This is a genomic window from Paenibacillus sp. E194, from assembly GCF_000935845.1.
Lineage (GTDB): Bacteria > Bacillota > Bacilli > Paenibacillales > Paenibacillaceae > Paenibacillus_B > Paenibacillus_B alvei_B.
This window is the reverse complement of the sequence record NZ_JMDX01000121.1, coordinates 1-17,819: the sequence shown is the minus strand read 5'-3', so window position 1 is coordinate 17,819 and position 17,819 is coordinate 1. Positions and strand designations below refer to the sequence as shown.

Here is a 17,819-nt window from a genome sequence, read left to right as displayed (position 1 = left end):
ATAATAAGAACACAGACGAAGTGATAGGCTTAGGATTGGGCCAGCAAATGGAGGATTTTTATGCTGGTAAACTGGATTCGCAATGGAAAAGCTTTAATTCCTTCCTCGAGTGGTATTTTGAACTGACAGATTCGTGAATGGACTACATAAATAAGGGCCGCCAAACCGCTGCATTGGAGCTAACCTGATGGTGGAGTGCTCCGAACGAAGACGGAATGACGGCCTTTATTATATGAAACAAACGTTAAATCAAGGCCATGAACGCTCGCCTTTCATTACTTGGGCGCCCATTTCCAGATCACTTGTATTCTTGAAGTTCGGATAGTCTTTCTTCATCGCTGCAATCAGCTCAGCTGAATTTTTGGACTGTTTAGCCGCTTCTTCAAATTTTGCAATATAGTCACGAGTGAAGGTGACGCTGGACGTATTCTCGGAGCTCTTGCCTAGGTAATGGCCAGGGATAACCCGTTCCGGCTTCAGATCAAGAATCTGCTTCAAAATTTCACGCCAGTGGTCACGGCTCTCTGGAGTCTGGTTGTCTGCCATCCAGACATGCAGGTTCTCGTAGATAGGTACGCCGCCCAAGATTGTTTTTTCGATGGAACCCAGAGGACGGTATGAGACGGATCAGCACCGCTAAGACCGACCACCTGCACAGTTTCACCATCGACTGTCAGCTTATCCCCGGCAAGAACTTCCGGCACAATCAGCTCTGTCGGAGCGTTTTCTTTCAGGATGGGGCTCCAGAAGTCATTCTTAATCTTGATGGTTGCCTTAATTCCTTCCACGGTTGCCGGAGTAGCAACGATTTTTACGTCTGGAAATGCCTTGCGGATTGCCGACAGGCCGAAGTAGAAATCAGGATCCTTATGGCTGACATAGACCGTGGTCAGCTTCTTACCAGTGTCTTGGATCATTTTGACCAGCTTTTCGGCGTTGCTCTTTTCGAACTGTGCATCGACAAGCACTACCTCTTTCGGTCCTTCGATTAGGCTTGAACTGACAGAGAAGAGGCCGTTTTCTCCAGGATTGAATGGCGTGATTTTCAGTTCAGTCGCCTGCTTCTTAGGTTCTTCTTTGCTCTCGTTGTTTGTCGTGTTCGCTTTACCAGCGCATGCACTCAGCACTAGTGTGAAACAAAGCAATAACATAACTCCTATAGATGATTTTTTATGAAACATCTTAAAATCTCCCTCTTTCTTGTATTGATTACGATTATTGAAACCGCAACGAAATGCTATCCAGCGCAAGCTTCCCCTCTTATTCACCTAAGCAATTAAACGCGTTCCAAATCTGATCTTCACCACTAATGTCACCAGTTCAAATTGATCTCCAAAGTAGGTAAAGTATGCCCGAATGAGTTCATGTACATTCTGTATTCCCTATGTTTGGCTGCATTCTTCGTCAACGATGGGCGTGAAAAATGAGAATATTGTTGTAACTGTGTTAGTTACAACAATTTCAAAAAAAATGGACCTACTATTACATATTGAAAATGTTCGAACATAAAGTTTGCACCTTGGTTGGGACAAGCAGCGAAAAATGCAAATCGCGTAGGGAAGGTTTTTGTTTGTAGCACCCACTGGTTGTAACCATTATAGTTACAACTAGTGGGAATCGTCAAGAGAATTCTTTGAAATGTTATGAATTACCTGAGTCCGTCTCATGAGAGATGTGGATTGGAAATGAATAGGGAGTTCCTTGTTCTCTATTTGGCGGGTTAATTATGGTCATAATGATGAGGGGACGAGGCCATTGTCGTTTATGAGGAAATTTGCCTTATCCGCGAGAATCAGATCTATCTAATCGCTCAAAAATATTTCATAGTGAACTCACGCCGAGATGGCGAGGCGATGCCAATTCCAGTTCAACTTCGGGAACGAAGTGAAATAGTTGTTGCATGAAGGAAAAAGTGCAACACCTCCAAAGCGCAGATGGATATCTGTCTTTGGAGGTGTTTTTATTTCAAATAGATCGATTGTGAATGGATCCTCTATAATATGTCTTATGATTTACCCTCGCTGCGAGCCAGTTCCTTCCGTACGAGCGGGGCGACCTTAGTGCCGAGCAGTTCAATCGAGCGCATGATATCACGGTGCGGAATTGAACCAATGTCACAGTGCAGGAAGAAGCGCGTCACGCCCAAGTTGCGGTGGAGCAATACGATTTTCTCAGCGACGTGCTCCGGATCGCCAACATAAAGGCAGCCTCGCAACTTGCTGTCCTCATCGAAGGTTGCGCGTGTGTACTGAGCTCCCCAGCCACGCTCACGTCCGAGCTTGTTCATCATGGCTTGTGTCCCTGGGAACAGAAGATCTGCCGCTTTCTCGGCGGTATCGGCTACAATGCCATGTGAGTGGGTTGCAATTTGTAGCTTGTTCACATCGCGTCCAGCCTTAGCCGCGGATCTCTTATAGAGCTCGACAAGCGGCGCAAAGCGCTCCGGCATGCCGCCAATGATCGCATAAGCAACCGGCAAGCCGAGTCTGCCGGCCCGGACGGAAGATTCTGCGTTACCGCCGGTGGCAATCCAGACGGGAAGCGGTTCCTGAACGGCCCGTGGGTACACGCCAAGATTGTCAATAGCCGCACGATGACGGCTGCCTCGCCAGCTTACCTTCTCTGACTCCCGGATAGCGAGCAGAAGCTCAAGATTCTCTTCATACAATTGATCGTAATCATTCAAGTTGTAGCCGAACAGCGGGAAGGATTCAATGAACGAGCCGCGGCCCGCCATAATCTCGGCGCGTCCGTTCGAGATGGCATCCAGCGTCGCAAACTGTTGATATACGCGTACCGGATCATCCGAGGACAGAACGGTCACGGCGCTGGTCAGCCGAATATGTTTCGTTTGTGCCGCCGCTGCCGCCAGGATGACCGCTGGGGCAGAAGAAGCATACTCATACCGGTGGTGCTCGCCGATGCCGTAGACGTCAAGTCCGACCTGATCGGCTAGAACAATCTCTTCTACCGACCGACGAATTCGTTCGGTATGGCTAATGCGCTCACCTGTCACCGGATCCGTCGATGCCTCCAAAAACGTACTAATTCCAATTTCCAGATCAACAACCGGTTTATCGGTCATCGTGTTCGCCTCCTTTATTTTAATATCACTTTATAATATATAGTAACATAACTATAGTTAGTTTGAAAGAACATCAAAAAGATGTCCCGTTTGTCGGTTGCTTGTTATCCTCGGCCAGTCGCTCATTTCAATATTGCCCGCCCATCCGCATTCCCATCCATCTATGATTCGATTACAGATAGCGACTCATGAATGGTGAACATGGCTATAGGATTATCTAAAACTGAGTCTAGATTATGAGAAGCGCTTATTGTTAGAATGAAAGGTGGGAAATCAACAGGAGGTGAACGGATGATGTTCAGAATCATCATCATATTAATCACTGCAGCTACCCTGATAACCGCTTGTAACAGCAATGAAGCAGCGAAGGACGACCGCGAGGTTATCATTGAAAATCAGGAATCTGTAACTACAGATGGGAAACATGGAGATCAACAAAACGAAAAGAAATTCGAACAGGCTCCAAATCAATCGAAAGAAAGTGAAGATCATAAGAAGTGGGCTTCACTTCCCGAATATAACAAGATTGTCGAACAAATCGGCAGCGGAGATTATGAGTTCGAAACGGAAACCGATAACAAGGGAAAACGTGTCCTTCTTATTGCTGATAAAGATGGAAATAAGCAATACAAAACCATATATATTAAAAACACGAAGCATCTAAAAATCATAAAAATAAAAGGAGAAGGACTCCTTTTCAACGGAATTCTAGACTAACCTAGTCGTATTGAAGTGAAATATAAGGAATGGGGAAGCGGGTGCTGATGCAGTCCTTTTTCCCCGACCCTAGTCCAGTATAAATCCCGACGTTTGTACGACTCTCTCAATTTTTTCCTCGACTACAATGATGGAAGAGCATCATTCGTATGGATCATCGGATGATTGAATGAGAGCGTCTATCACGAATTAGGGAGCTGAAACTGTGAAAAAGGTTAAAAAAGCGTTCATTTACATCGGAGTAGCCATTCTTTTATTGGTTGGGGTAGCATTGGTTTTTCCCACATGGACTCCTAGCATAGACGGCACAAACAGCATAAGCGTACTTGAGGAAGTCGAAATTAATGGGACGGGCCATGAATTGATGATACGGGGACAGGATAAGAACAATCCCGTTGTCATTTTCTTACACGGCGGACCGGCTGTATCGGAAATCCCTTATGTAACCAAATACCAAGACCTATTAGAGAAGCATTTCACAGTTGTTCGTTACGATCAGAGAGCCGGAGGGAAGTCGTATCACTTTGGAGAGGATTATTCCAATCTGTCTACGGATCTATTAGTGAAGGATGTATTGGCTTTGACAGATTACATAGCGGCTCGTTTTCATCAAGAGAAGGTCATATTAGCAGGCCATTCCTTCGGTACTTATATTGGCATACAAGCTGCACAGCAAGCACCTGAGAAATATAAAGCTTATATTGGAATCGGACAGATGTCCAATGTTACGGAAAGCGAAAAGGATGCACTGCAGTTCACGCTTGATCAGGCAAAATTGAGCGGCGACACAACCGATGTGGAGTACTTGCAAGAGTTAACGGAAAAGGTGCAAAGCGGAGAACAATTAACTCCACGCAATTATGTGGGCAAATATGGCGGTACGGCAAGATTGATCGATGTGAATGCAGACATGGATAGAGGCTTGTTCGGACCGGAGTATAACTTGCTGGATCGCATTCGTTTTTATCGCAGCGTCTCGAATGCACAAGAAGTATTGATAGGGCAGGCACTGAAGAAGCCATTGCCTACATTTGTTACCAAGCTGGACGTACCGGTCTATTTCATTATGGGGCAGTACGATTACATGACATCTGCGAAAGCAGCCAAAACGTATTTTGATCAAATCGATGCAGTTAAAAAGGAATTTATCACATATGATCAATCCGCTCACTATCCGCAATTTGAAGAAAAAGAGAAGTTCTCGCAATGGATGGTGGACTCGTTTGCAAAATGATGGATTTCAGACTAAAGTCTTGAACCTATGTTTATGACTGCCGCTAATTCGATGAGTGAATCAGGCATTGTATGGGTTGAATCGATCAGAATAAGCGGGGACGATGAAACGAACTGATGATAGGTCTGTCACACGATCGCACAGAATGACAGGATGGCAAGAGGCAGCCTTGATAAGATGTACGCAGAGAGGAGCTATTGCGAATGGAATGGTTGAACCGAATGATGTCGGCGCTTGATGTAATTGAAGCGAAGATACAGGAGCCCTTGGATATGGCGGAGCTTGCGAAGGCGGCGTATTCTTCTCCTCATCACTTTCAGCGGATGTTCTTTATGGTGACTGGGATGACAGTGGCTGAGTATGTGCGGAAACGGCGCTTAACCTTGGCGGCTCAAGAGTTAGCGATGAGTGGTTCTAAAGTGATCGACGTCGCGATGAAGTATTGCTACGATTCGCCAGAATCGTTCTCTAAAGCGTTCCGCAAGCTGCATGGCATCTCGCCCTCGGAGGCTCGAAATTCGGGTGTTCAGCTGAAGGCCTTTCCTCGCATCTCCTTCCACCTATCATTGAAGGGAGACAAAGAAATGGATTATAGAATTGTACAGAGAGAGGCGTTTACCGTAGTAGGAAAGTCGATCCAGACGACCACGAAAGAGGGAGAAAATTCGATCGAGATTCCGAAGTTTTGGCAAGATAGTCACGCGGATGGAACCGTCGCTAAAATTGCTGCACTGGGTAAAAATCAAGATACCCTAGGCATTTGCTATGGCGCGCAGCCGGGTGGAGAGGTCTTTAACTACGCGATTGCAGTAGAGACGGATCGGACAGAATCAGAAGGTGAGTATGATTTTATTCAAATTCCAGCTGCGACATGGGCTGTATTTACCTCAACAGGCCCAATGCCTGATTCCATTCAAGACGTATGGAGCCGCATCTATCAGGAATGGTTCCCATCTACAGACTACGAGCAAGCCGAAGGTCCCGATTTTGAGCTGTATCCACCAGGCAATCCGTGGGAAGAGGACTATCGCTGCGAGGTATGGATTCCAGTTATAAAGAAATAAATACAAAAGTAGAGCAGGTTCGCTTAACATAGCAGCAGTAGTCATGGACTCTTTTTCAGTCCGCGGCTGCTGCTGTTTTTATTACGGTAATCTTTTGTCGTAGATCATTACTATTATTGAAAGACACTTTGAAGATGCTTATTCCTCTGAATACTCATCGCCGCAATAAATGTTTTATTGTAATGATTGGGTAATATACCATTACATGATAGAAAATGATATGAAAATATATATATAGACAAATTCCACTTTACTTTGACAAACTTTATTTGTTACTATTTGTAAAGGAATGATTTGGAATCCTATGTACTGAGTGGGGGAGGAGGTATTAAGTATTAATTTAGTGTTTGGCTTGTAAATTAGTGAATTATAAGGAGTAGCTATGATGAGTATAATTGACGATCTCTCGAGAATTATATTGGATGAAAGCCGAATTAGTAATCATTATCAATTGCTTCTTGAGCACGGAAAGGATCAATCATCTTATCACCCGGTTCACTTGCCCGATGTAGTAGTCTTTCCGAAAAATAAGGATGAAATCAGGGATATAGTAAAATATGCCTTCGAGTCTAATATTCCAATTGTTCCATTTGGATTGGGAAGTAGTGTAGAGGGACAAGTTATACCCGTTCAAGGAGGCATAAGCCTTGATCTGACGCGCATGAATCGAATTTCGGAAATTCACCCGGATGATTTTGTTGTCAAGGTGGAACCTGGAGTGACGAGGAACCAACTCAATCAAGCACTTAAACAACACAACTTGTTTTTTCCAGTTGATCCTGCAGTAGATGCTACTATTGGTGGTATGGCTGCTACTAATGCAAGCGGTACCAATGCGGTTAAGTATGGTGCTATGAAAGATCAGGTATTAGGGCTGGAGGTTATTCTAGCGAATGGGGATGTTATCAGCACGGGTGGTTCCTATATAAAATCAGCTGCTGGCTATAATCTCTCGGGTCTATTTGTAGGTTCAGAAGGCACATTAGGGATTTTTACAGAATTGATCTTGCGTGTTTACAGTATCCCTGAACATACTATAACGCTTAGAGCAGCGTTCCCTGATGTATTGAATGCGAGTAAATCTGTAGTAAAGATGATGAAAGAAAATCTGTCTATAGGTTGTGTTGAACTTGTGGATGAAAAAACCGTTTCTGCGATAAATAGGTTTAAAAATATGGAGTTATCTCCACATCCTCAATTGTTTTTAGAACTATCAGGGAAAGAAAATATTGTGCATAATGATTTAATTATTGCTAAGGAAATAATTATGACGGAAGGTTGCACAGATATTGAATATGCGCTAAATCCACAAGAACGTGAACAATTGTGGGCAGCAAGACATGAAGCTGCATTTGCCATTCAATCCTTAGAACCGCATAAAAGGCTTCTAGCAACTGATGTATGCGTGCCGATTACAGGGTTGCCTAAAGCAATCCAATACATGAGACAGATTATGGACGAGCACCAACTAGAAGGAGCAATCCTTGGACATGTCGGCGATGGAAATTTTCATGCTGTATTTGCTGTAGATCCCGATAATGAAAGTGATGTTCAAAGAGCTAAAGCTGTAAATGATGCTATTGTTGATTACGCCTTAAAAAATAGAGGAACTTGCAGCGGTGAGCATGGAGTAGGAATTGGGAAAATGAAATATCTACATCAACAACACGGCAATCTTCTATTAACTATGAGCGAAATCAAGAAACTTTTTGATTCTAAAAATATACTGAATCCTGGAAAAATGATTGTTTGAAATACCAACAAGTTAACAATGTTTGGAGGAGATAGGTATGAATCAAATGCTGCAAACATGTGTGGAGGATCCTAAAGTATTGGATGTAAAGGATATCGACTACATTGAAATCTATACCGGAAATGCCAAACAATCCGCCTTTTATTATAGTAAAATGTATGGTTTTCAAATTACCGGATATAGTGGGCTAGAGACTGGAAACAGGGAATTTTCGTCGTACTTTTTGGAACAGGCAGATGCTCGTTTAATTGTCACCAGCCCCTATTCGGCAGAACATTCAATTGCTGAATTTATTAACAAGCGCGGAGATGGAGTTCGGGATATTGCATTACTGGTAGATGATGTAGACAAAGCTTACAACGATGCTCTTCAAAATGGTGCTATAGGCATGACAGAACCGTATGAACAAAACGATGAGCGCGGGATAATCAAGAAGGCCGTCCTTAAGACATTTGGAGAAACTATACACACTCTAGTGGAAAGAAAAAATTATGAAGGTGTATTACTTCCGGGATATAAATCAATCAATCATAAAGTTGCTAACAATAATGGAATTGTTCGATTTGATCATCTTGCGATATGTGTAGAAAATATGCAGGAATGGATTAGTTATTATGAAAAGGTACTAGGTTTCTCGATGGTAAAACAATTTCATAAAGATGAAATTAGTTCTAAAGCTTCTGCGCTTATGACGAAAGTGTTGCAGAATGGAACAGAACGTATCAAGCTCGCGGTGATTGAACCTGCTGAAGGAAAGAAAAAATCGCAAATTCAAGAGTTTATTGAATATAACAAAGGAGCAGGGGTCCAGCATATCGCGGTATTAACTGAAGATATCCTGAAAACGGTAGAAACACTTCAGAATAATGGGGCTGAGTTTTTATATACACCTGATACATACTATGAAATGTTACCGTCTCGGGTTGGAGAAATTGATGAATCCATTGAAATGCTGCGAAAATTAAAAGTTCTTGTAGATCGAGACGAAGAAGGCTATTTGTTACAAATTTTTGCCCAGCCGATACAAGATAGACCAACTTTATTTTTTGAAGTGATCCAGCGGAAAGGATCGCGCGGTTTTGGAAACGGAAATATCAAGGCGTTATTCGAATCTGTTGAGAGAGAACAAGCTCTCCGCGGAAACCTCTAAGAATATACTTATCAAACACCAGCCTGCACAATTCTCCTGTCTAATCTTGAAATAATACTTCTATAGACGATACATCACACAATTAAACTAGCTTAGATAGTAAAAATAATAGTTCATTTATTTAATATGCGATTGAAGCAAATGCTACCGCCAGAAAATTTGAAATTTTTAGTCCCACTGATTTTGATAGAAACAAGGAATTATTGGTAAAATATTATTCTTTATAGGAGATGAATGTAATGTGTCAATGGATCTTTATTAATGATACGTATGTTCAAAAGAAGGATGCCAAAGTTTCGATTTATGATCATGGTTTTTTGTTTGGCGACGGAGTGTTTGAAGGAATAAGAGCTTATAACGGGAATGTATTTCGATTGGCGGAGCATATTCGGCGCTTGTTTGATTCTGCCCAAGCGTTGTTGATGCCGGTTCCTTATACGTTTGAAGAAATCGAAACAATTGTAAAAGAAACGCTTAAAAAAAATAATTTAGAGACTGCATACATTAGAATTATTTTGACAAGAGGCGAAGGCGGAGGTTTTAGTCTTGATCCGTTCATATGTAAGGAACCCCAGTTTATTGTGATCACGGAATCATTTGATGCTTTCCCAGATACGTTTTATAAGACAGGTATCGAGATTGTGACGGTACCTACAAGAAGAAATCGTTCGGATGTACTGAGTCCTCAGGTAAAATCACTCAACTATTTGAACAACATTATGGTTAAAATTGAGGCGATTATGGCAGGGGTACAGGACGGGCTGATGCTGAATACAGAAGGTTATGTTGCAGAGGGTACGACGCAAAATGTTTTTGTTGTAAAACGAGACGTGTTGTACACGCCACCTTGCTCCCAAGGAGCTTTGGAAGGAATTACTCGAAATGCAGTCATGGAAATGGCAGAAGGCTTAGGCTACACGGTGAAAGAGCAAGCATTAACCAGGTACGATGTTTATACGGCAGACGAAGTATTTATGACGGGAACGGCCGCTGAAATTATTGCAGTTGTCAAAGTCGATGGGCGCGTCATTGGTAACGGAAAGCCTGGCATGCATACCAATAAACTATATGACCTTTTCAAATCTCATGTATTAGGAAATTAATAAATAGATCGCTTATTACCATAAGTTCATATGCAAGGGAGGGGTAAAAATTGCTCCTCCCTGTATTTATATGATGATGTAATTACATGGGGTGTGAGAAGGGATGGAAGTCTGTGTTGTTGACAACCTCAACTAATTTTTTTGCCAATGCGACGTTATCCGAAAATGCGAATTTTCCCATCATATCTTCTGCGGGGCTAGTTGAAAAGGGATTAATCGGTGTAGCTGCTTTTTTTCTTGTTTTAATTGGAGCTGTTCTTATACAAATTATTCGTAGACAACGAACATTTATTCCGAATACCCCTGTTAAAACGATCGTTTTTCATACGTTGATGTGTATCGTTTTTGTCGGGCTGTTTACGCTGTGCATCTCTTACTTACCTAATGTGTTGTCGCTGTCGCAAGGTCCTCCTGAATTTAGGGAAACCGAAAAGTTATTGCAAAACGGACTAGGGATGTTGTATTTCGGAGTCTTGTTGTTTTATTTATATCTGTTGTTAGTGTTTTGCTTTCCGAAACGAAATAACGATAAATCCTTCATTCCGATAACTGTGTTAAGTATTGTAAGTGGTTTTGGTGGATCGCTTATCATTGTTATTTTAAACCAAGCAATCGCGAGTCGAAATATCGTATGGTCGCTATATTTTTTGCTTGCCATCTTCATTTCCGTATACGGGGGAAGAACGGTCAGAATAAAATTAATAGAATTGATGAACCGCATGGTTTATGAAAAAAGAACTAGTTTGATTGGCAGCATATTGAAAGCCCCTTACTATAAAATGGAAAAAATGGATAAAGGAAATATCAGGGCATGTTTGAATAATGACACGGAAATGATCAGTCAATTTGCAACGGAAGTTGTATCTATCATAACCAACAGTATTACATTATTAGGTTGTTTCCTTTATTTAGGGGCGTTAAATTTTTACGCTTTGCTGTTTACGGTCTCTGTGATTTTAGTAGCGGCTACCCTGTACTTTATTACTTCTCGAAGTGCGGGAGCATTTTGGATGAAAAATCGCGATATACAAAATCAATTTTATAAGTATATTGACGATCTTATTAATGGATTTAAAGAATTGAGTTTACGCAGTTCAAAACGAAACGATTTCAAAAAGGATATTTTTCAGAGCTGCCGAGATTTTTATGAAACTCGGGTACGGGGAGAATATAAATTTATCAATGTATCAATGTTTGGAGATCTATTGTTTGTCGTAGTTGTGGGAACGATTGTTTTCCTTTTCCCTCTAATTTTTTCAGATATTATGACAGACCATTTAGTGACATATGTATTTACCTTCCTATATATGTCAGGACAGGTCACGGCTTTGTTAGGGAGCATTCCTCGTTTAACGATGATTAAAATCAGTTGGGAACGGCTTAATAATACGCTTAAAGAAATTGAACAAATCGAATATACAGAAGATGTGGAAGATACTGATTGTGAGAAACTCAATGATATGGAAAACGAGTTTATTCATTTGGAGTTTAAAGATGTTTCATTTCAATACGATAAAGGGGATAAACAGTCATTTACAGTAGGTCCGTTCAATTATGTTTTCCAATCTGGCGAAGTCGTATTTATAACAGGGGGAAATGGAAGCGGAAAATCTACGCTCGCTAACTTGATAACAGGTCTATATATTCCGGATAAAGGAGAAATAACTTTAAATGGTAGCCGGATTAAAAGTCATGATTTAAGCGAAAAATTCACGACTGTGTTCAGTGACTTTTATTTATTTGATAAGTTATACGGCATTCGGCATACAGATAAAAACGAGGAAATACAAAAGTATTTGAAGCTATTGCGAATGGAAAATAAGCTATCAATGGAAGAAGGCAACTTTAGCACCCTTATGTTATCTACGGGACAAAAGAAAAGGCTAGCTTTGCTAATCAGCTATCTCGAGGATGCCCCGATCTTCCTTTTCGATGAATGGGCAGCTGATCAAGACCCTGAGTTTCGCAAGTTCTTTTATGATCAGTTACTCCCCGATTTAAAGAAAAGAGGGAAATGTATTATTGCCATTACTCATGATGATGCTTACTTCCATGTTGCAGATAAACGAATCAAGCTGGAATTAGGTTGCATAGTTACGCCTAATAACAGTTCAGAACCAATAGGAGTATGATAATGAGCAATATTAAATTGTTTTGTATTCCGTATGCTGGTGGATCCGCAGCTATATACAATGAATGGAAAAGTTTATTGGATGTTTTTGTAGAGCTTATTCCGGTGGAACTGGCAGGTAGGGGGAAACGTTTCAACAGTCCGCTTTACAAATCTATTCATGATGCTGTCCAAGATATTTCAGAACAAATTGTTCCACACATTGGTAAAGGAATGTATGCCGTATGGGGGCATAGCATGGGGGGAGTAATTGCTTACGAGTTAAGTCATTTTATGTTGCAGCAGAGACATCCGCTTCCCATTCATTCATTTTTCTCAGGCAGTACTGCCCCTAATCTTCGTAAGAAGGACAATCCAATACATCAATTGCCTAAGGAACAATTTCTAAAGGAAATTAAGGAAATGAACGGAACTCCGCAGGAGTTTTTTCAAAACAAGGAATTAATCGATTTGTATCTTCCTATCTTGCGAAATGATTTCATGATTGTTGAACAATATAAGTATGAAGTAAAAGCTGATAAATTGAACACTAATTTCAGTATTTTGTACGGGAGCGAGGAGTCTTTTAAAAATGAAGTAAAAGAATGGAGCCTGCACACTTCCAACAGGTGCAGTTTTCACGAATTTCAAGGGGGGCATTTTTTTCTCTTTGATCATATTCGGCAAATCGCAAGCTTAATCAATAACACCTTGGTACCTTATAACTCCTTAAGAGGGGAGATACGGAGGAGGGATCTTGATTGAATTCTAGATTTCGTCAGGTTTATTCATTAACTCATCCACAAAAGAGGATATGGTACATGGAAAATCTATATCCTCAAACCGGCGTGTCAAATCTTTGCGGAAGAATACATATTAATAGGAAAATAAATCATGAGATTCTTACCAGGTCTTTTAATGCCATTATTTTGGCCAATGATGCGCTGCGTCTTCGATTTTTCATAGATAATAATGAGCCGAAGCAATATGTGAGCGTCCATCAAGATCGAGAATTTGATTATTTTGATTTTAGTCAGGAAAAAGATGAGCATGCATTGAAAGAATGGATAAATGAGCAGTCGAATAAATCGTTTTCTTTATACGATTCAGATCTCTTTTATTTTGCACTGTTAAAAATAAAAGAAGATAACTATCAGGTCTTTATAAAAACGCACCATATCATTCTTGATGGAATCAGCATGAACTCCATCGGATTCCAATTTCTAAATATATATCATAGCCTTTTAGAGCAGGATATTACAGCAGAGGCACTTTCAATTCAACCGTCCTATACCAACTTCGTTTTAAACGAAGAGCTTTACCTAAATTCAAAACGATTTGAGAACGATAAAAATTACTGGGAAGAGCAATTTGTAACACTGCCTGCATTTACAGGGCTTAAGCAGTATAACCCATATCTCATGGGTACAAAAAGCTCAAGAACATCAATTTCGGTTTCAAATGAATTGCGTAATCGCTTATTATCTTTTTGCAAAATGCAAAACGTAACTATGTATCCTCTATTTCTAGCAGCCATATATATCAATCTGTATCGATTAACTTCATTAACCGATGTGGCGCTAGGATCTTTGTATTCTAATCGTACAACCAGAGAAGAGAAAGTAATGATGGGGATGTTCGTAAGCACTGTCCCTTTCCGAATGCAGATAGAACCTGAAAGTAACTTCGTGAATTTTGTGCATAAAATTATTAAAGAACAAAAATCTATTCTACGCCATCAGAAATATCCCTATGACTTACTGGTTCATGCGCTGAGAGAAAAACACGGAAATCTAGACAAACTTTTCGGCATTATGGTTGAGTACCAGGTAATGAAGTGGGAAAAAATAGGTGAAATCGATTATTTCCCGGAGATACTCCCTTCCGGAGACGAAATAAATGATTTTGTTATCCATATTAAAGATCTTGTTGATAGCGATTCTATAGTAATAGATATCGATTATAGAATTGATTTATTTGAGAAAGATGAAATAGAGAGTTTTATCAAATATGCTTTGGATATTTTGTATGAATCGCTAGGTAATCCTGAAAAAACAATCGCCGAATTCAGTTCTGCAACGCAAGATGAAGTATACCGGATCGTAAATGTTTTTAATGATACTTGTTCGGATTATCCAGAAGAAAAGACGATTCATGAGTTGTTTGAAGAGCAAGTGAAGCGAGTACCGGAGCAAACGGCGATTATATTCGAGAACAAAAGATTAACGTACCAGGAGCTGGACGAACGTGCTAACCGAATTGCACGGATACTGAGAGAACAAGGTGTTCAGCCAGATGGTGTCATAGGAATAATTGCAGAGCGCTCTGTGGAAATGGTAGTGGGTATTTTCGCCATACTGAAAGCAGGTGGAGCCTATCTGCCGATCGATCCGGAGTATCCGGAAGAACGGATCCGATACATGTTAGAAGACTCGGGTGCGCTTCTGCTGCTCATTCAACCTCATCTGAGGGAGCGGGCCAATATACAAGGAATCCTTGTGGGGGATTCCGCTCGGTTTGCTGGTGAAGTGTTGGATTTAGCGCTTGACGAAGAGGAGATTGGAAATCGAGCAGATAATTATCCGATGGACTGCGCGCCGCAATCTGCTGCGGGTTCTCAAAATCTGGCCTATATCATCTATACATCAGGCTCGACGGGAAAACCAAAGGGCGTCATGATCGAGCATCATTCGCTTGTTAACCGACTAAAGTGGATGCAGAAGAGCTATCCATTGGGCGGGACGGATGTTATTTTGCAGAAGACCCCATTTACTTTTGACGTTTCGGTATGGGAAATGTTTTGGTGGGCGTTAGAAGGAGCACAGCTCTGCCTGTTGGAACCAGGGGGGGAGAAAGATCCGGACACCATCGCAGCGGCGATTCAGGAACACCAAGTGACGACGATGCATTTCGTACCTTCGATGCTGAGCGCATTTTTGGAATATATAGATATTCGTAGTGGAAGTAACGATCTAAGCTCATTGAAGCAAGTGTTTGCAAGTGGGGAAGCGCTGCAAGTTGGACATGCGGAACGATTTCATCAGTTACTCGGAGAAACGAATGGAACGAGGCTGACGAATCTATATGGCCCGACGGAAGCGACAATTGACGTAACTTATTTCGATTGCATGCCGGGAACCCAAAGGACTACCGTGCCGATCGGCAAGCCGATAGACAATACGCGAATGTATGTATTGGACGAGCAAATGCGTTTGCAGTCGATCGGAGTGCCGGGTGAATTGTATATTGCAGGGGTTGGCCTAGCTCGAGGTTATATGAACAGGCAGGAGTTGACGGAAGAAAGATTTATAGCTGATCCGTTCTTCCCTGGCGAGCGGATGTACCGAACGGGAGACCTGGGCAGATGGCGTTCGGATGGGAACATTGAATATTTGGGCCGCCAGGATCATCAGGTAAAAATACGCGGATACCGAATCGAGTTGGGTGAAATTGAAGCGTCCTTGCTGAGTCATGAATCGGTTAGGGAAGCGGTAGTAATTGCGAAACAGGACATACATAGAAACTCGTATTTATGCGCATACGCCGTAACAGTAAACACGCTGAATGTTGCGGAACTGCGTCAATGGTTGGGACAACAACTGCCAACCTATATGATACCTTCATTCTTCGTTGAGTTGGAGCAGATGCCGCTTACACAGAACGGGAAGTTGGATCGTCGGGCATTGCCGGAGCCCAAGGCGAACGACGAGGGCGTCATAGAGTATGTGGCACCGCGAACGGAAATGGAAGCTCGGATTGCTGAAATTTGGCAGAGTGTGCTTGACGTGGAACGGGTTGGGGGTAAGGACAACTTCTTCGACCTTGGTGGACATTCATTGAAAGCGATGTCGCTTGTGGCACGGATGCACAAGGAATTAAACGTGAACGTTCCGTTGCGAACTGTGTTCCAAGCACCGACGTTGGAACAGCTTGCACAAGCGGTAGCAGGGATGGAACAGCACTTTTACGCGTCGATCGAGCCGGTTGAAACAAGAGAGTATTATCCAGTCTCATCTGCTCAAAAACGGCTGTATATCCTGAACCAATTGGAGGGTGCGGGGCTTAGTTACAACATGTCGGGAATATTTACGGTTGAAGGGCCGCTTGATGCGAATCGTTTGGAGCAGGCGTTCCGTGAGCTGGTTGCACGCCATGAATCGCTGCGCACCTCATTTGAAATGGTAGATGGAGAGCCGGTACAGCGCGTGTACGAGCAAGTGCCGTTTATGATAGAGAGAAAGCGACTTCCAAGATCAGGACGCATTCAAAAAGATGTGGAAACATTGAACAAACATATTGCTGGGCAGGTAGAAGCGTTCGTGCGCCCGTTCGATTTGGGGCAAGCACCGCTGATGAGGGTAGGACTTATTGAAGTAGAAGAGAATCACCATCTCTTCTTATTTGATATGCATCATATTGTTTCCGACGGGGTCTCGGTAAATGTGCTGATACAGGAATTGACGCGTTTGTACGAAGGAGACAGCTTGCCGGAACTTCGGATTCAGTACAAAGATTATGCAGCATGGCAGCAGTCGCTGGCCCAAAGCGAGACGGTGCAGAAGCAGGAAGCGTTCTGGCTGGAGACATTTGCCGGGGACATCCCGGTGTTGGAGCTACCGACGGATTATGCGCGTCCGGCGATGCAAAGCTTTGCCGGGGACGTGGTGCACGCTGAACTCGACTCGGACGTGACCGCAAGTTTGCGCCTGATCGCTGCGGATACGGGAGCGACGATGTATATGGTGCTGCTGGCAGCATATACGGCGCTGCTGTTCAAGTATACCGGCCAAGAGGACATCGTCGTGGGCACGCCGATTGCTGGCCGTCCGCATGCGGACTTGGAACCGCTCATCGGGATGTTCGTCGGTACGTTGACAATGCGGAACTATCCGGCGGGAGACCGGACGTTCGTGGAGTTCGTGCAGGAGGTAAAAGAACGGACGCTTATAGCGTTCGAGAACCAAGATTATCCGTTCGAGGAACTGGTAGAGAAGCTGGATGTGCGCAAGGATTTGAGCCGCAATCCGCTGTTTGACACGATGTTCGCGATGCAGGGCGAAGATAATCCTAATATCGGGATGTCCGAGCTTCGGTTTACGCCGTACGAGACGCCGCATACCGTGGCCAAATTTGATCTAACGCTCAATGCGCATGAGACCGAGCATGGCATTCTGCTAAGTCTGGAGTATGCGACGGCCTTGTACGGAAAATCGACAATGACGCGCATGTCCGAGCATTTGGTGCATCTGCTGCGGGAAGTGGCGGCGAATTCCAGCATCCGATTGGACGAGATTCGCTTAATAAGCGAGGCGGAGCAGGAGCAGTTGCTGACCAAGTTCCAGCCGAAAGCCGCAGCCGAGGAGAGCCGAATACCGGAGAATGCCGTCTTCTATCGATTGTTCGAAGAGCAGGCGAAGCGGACGCCGGAGCAGGTGGCGGCCGTGTATGAAGAGCAGCGGATAAGCTACGGGGAATTGAACGAGCGAGCCAATCAATTGGCGCGCGTGCTGCGCCAAGATGGCGTGCAAGCGGACGATATCGTCGGCCTGATGATCGACCGCTCGCTGGATATGCTGATCGGGGTATTGGCGGTCATGAAAGCG

The 17,819-nt window shown here is 43.0% G+C and carries 12 protein-coding genes; 9 read left to right on the top strand and 3 right to left on the bottom strand.

Features of this window, described 5'->3' with window-relative positions:
- Window positions 1–249: 249 nt before the first annotated feature.
- The 3 genes from AZ66_RS32775 to AZ66_RS16970 all read right to left on the bottom strand — a co-directional run bounded on the left by AZ66_RS32775 (window position 250) and on the right by AZ66_RS16970 (window position 3,085).
- On the bottom strand, window positions 250–546 hold the full coding sequence (locus tag AZ66_RS32775) for a hypothetical protein (protein WP_231586915.1): 297 nt from the start codon (window positions 544–546) through the stop codon (window positions 250–252).
- Window positions 495–1,145, bottom strand: coding sequence for an MBL fold metallo-hydrolase (locus tag AZ66_RS16975; protein ID WP_231586914.1), 651 nt, complete (start codon window positions 1,143–1,145; stop codon window positions 495–497). Before AZ66_RS16975 ends, AZ66_RS32775 begins: the two co-directional genes overlap by 52 nt.
- An 860-nt stretch (window positions 1,146–2,005) precedes the next feature.
- Window positions 2,006–3,085: an LLM class flavin-dependent oxidoreductase gene (locus AZ66_RS16970; protein ID WP_044355914.1), complete on the bottom strand. Its 1,080-nt coding sequence runs from the start codon at window positions 3,083–3,085 to the stop codon at window positions 2,006–2,008.
- Between the two features lie 258 nt (window positions 3,086–3,343).
- Here AZ66_RS16970 and AZ66_RS16965 point away from each other — a divergent pair, with 258 nt between their 5' ends.
- The 9 genes from AZ66_RS16965 to AZ66_RS16925 form a co-directional block, all read left to right on the top strand.
- A complete protein-coding gene (locus AZ66_RS16965; RefSeq protein WP_231586913.1) occupies window positions 3,344–3,802 on the top strand; it encodes a hypothetical protein in 459 nt (152 codons plus the stop codon).
- 205 nt (window positions 3,803–4,007) lie between these two features.
- Window positions 4,008–5,036, top strand: coding sequence for an alpha/beta fold hydrolase (locus AZ66_RS16960; protein ID WP_044355913.1), 1,029 nt, complete (start codon window positions 4,008–4,010; stop codon window positions 5,034–5,036).
- Window positions 5,037–5,239: 203 nt separating this feature from the next.
- Window positions 5,240–6,100 (top strand): AraC family transcriptional regulator, encoded by an 861-nt coding sequence (locus AZ66_RS16955; protein WP_197081723.1) that lies wholly within the window; start codon window positions 5,240–5,242, stop codon window positions 6,098–6,100.
- Window positions 6,101–6,482: 382 nt separating this feature from the next.
- The gene (locus AZ66_RS16950; RefSeq protein WP_331436913.1) at window positions 6,483–7,853 is read left to right on the top strand and encodes an FAD-binding oxidoreductase; all 1,371 of its coding nucleotides are present in this window, start codon (window positions 6,483–6,485) and stop codon (window positions 7,851–7,853) included.
- Between the two features lie 37 nt (window positions 7,854–7,890).
- Window positions 7,891–9,003, top strand: coding sequence for a 4-hydroxyphenylpyruvate dioxygenase (hppD, locus tag AZ66_RS16945; RefSeq protein WP_231586912.1), 1,113 nt, complete (start codon window positions 7,891–7,893; stop codon window positions 9,001–9,003).
- Window positions 9,004–9,242: 239 nt separating this feature from the next.
- The gene (gene ilvE / locus AZ66_RS16940) at window positions 9,243–10,106 is read left to right on the top strand and encodes a branched-chain-amino-acid transaminase (RefSeq protein ID WP_021259293.1); all 864 of its coding nucleotides are present in this window, start codon (window positions 9,243–9,245) and stop codon (window positions 10,104–10,106) included.
- 113 nt (window positions 10,107–10,219) lie between these two features.
- Window positions 10,220–12,238, top strand: a complete 2,019-nt coding sequence (locus AZ66_RS16935) for a cyclic peptide export ABC transporter (protein ID WP_197081722.1) — start codon at window positions 10,220–10,222, stop codon at window positions 12,236–12,238.
- Window positions 12,239–12,240: 2 nt separating this feature from the next.
- Window positions 12,241–12,981 (top strand): thioesterase II family protein, encoded by a 741-nt coding sequence (locus tag AZ66_RS16930; RefSeq protein ID WP_044355908.1) that lies wholly within the window; start codon window positions 12,241–12,243, stop codon window positions 12,979–12,981.
- The coding region (locus AZ66_RS16925) for a non-ribosomal peptide synthetase (protein ID WP_197081721.1) at window positions 12,978–17,819 on the top strand (4,842 nt) is incomplete at its 3' end. The genes AZ66_RS16930 and AZ66_RS16925, both read left to right, overlap by 4 nt.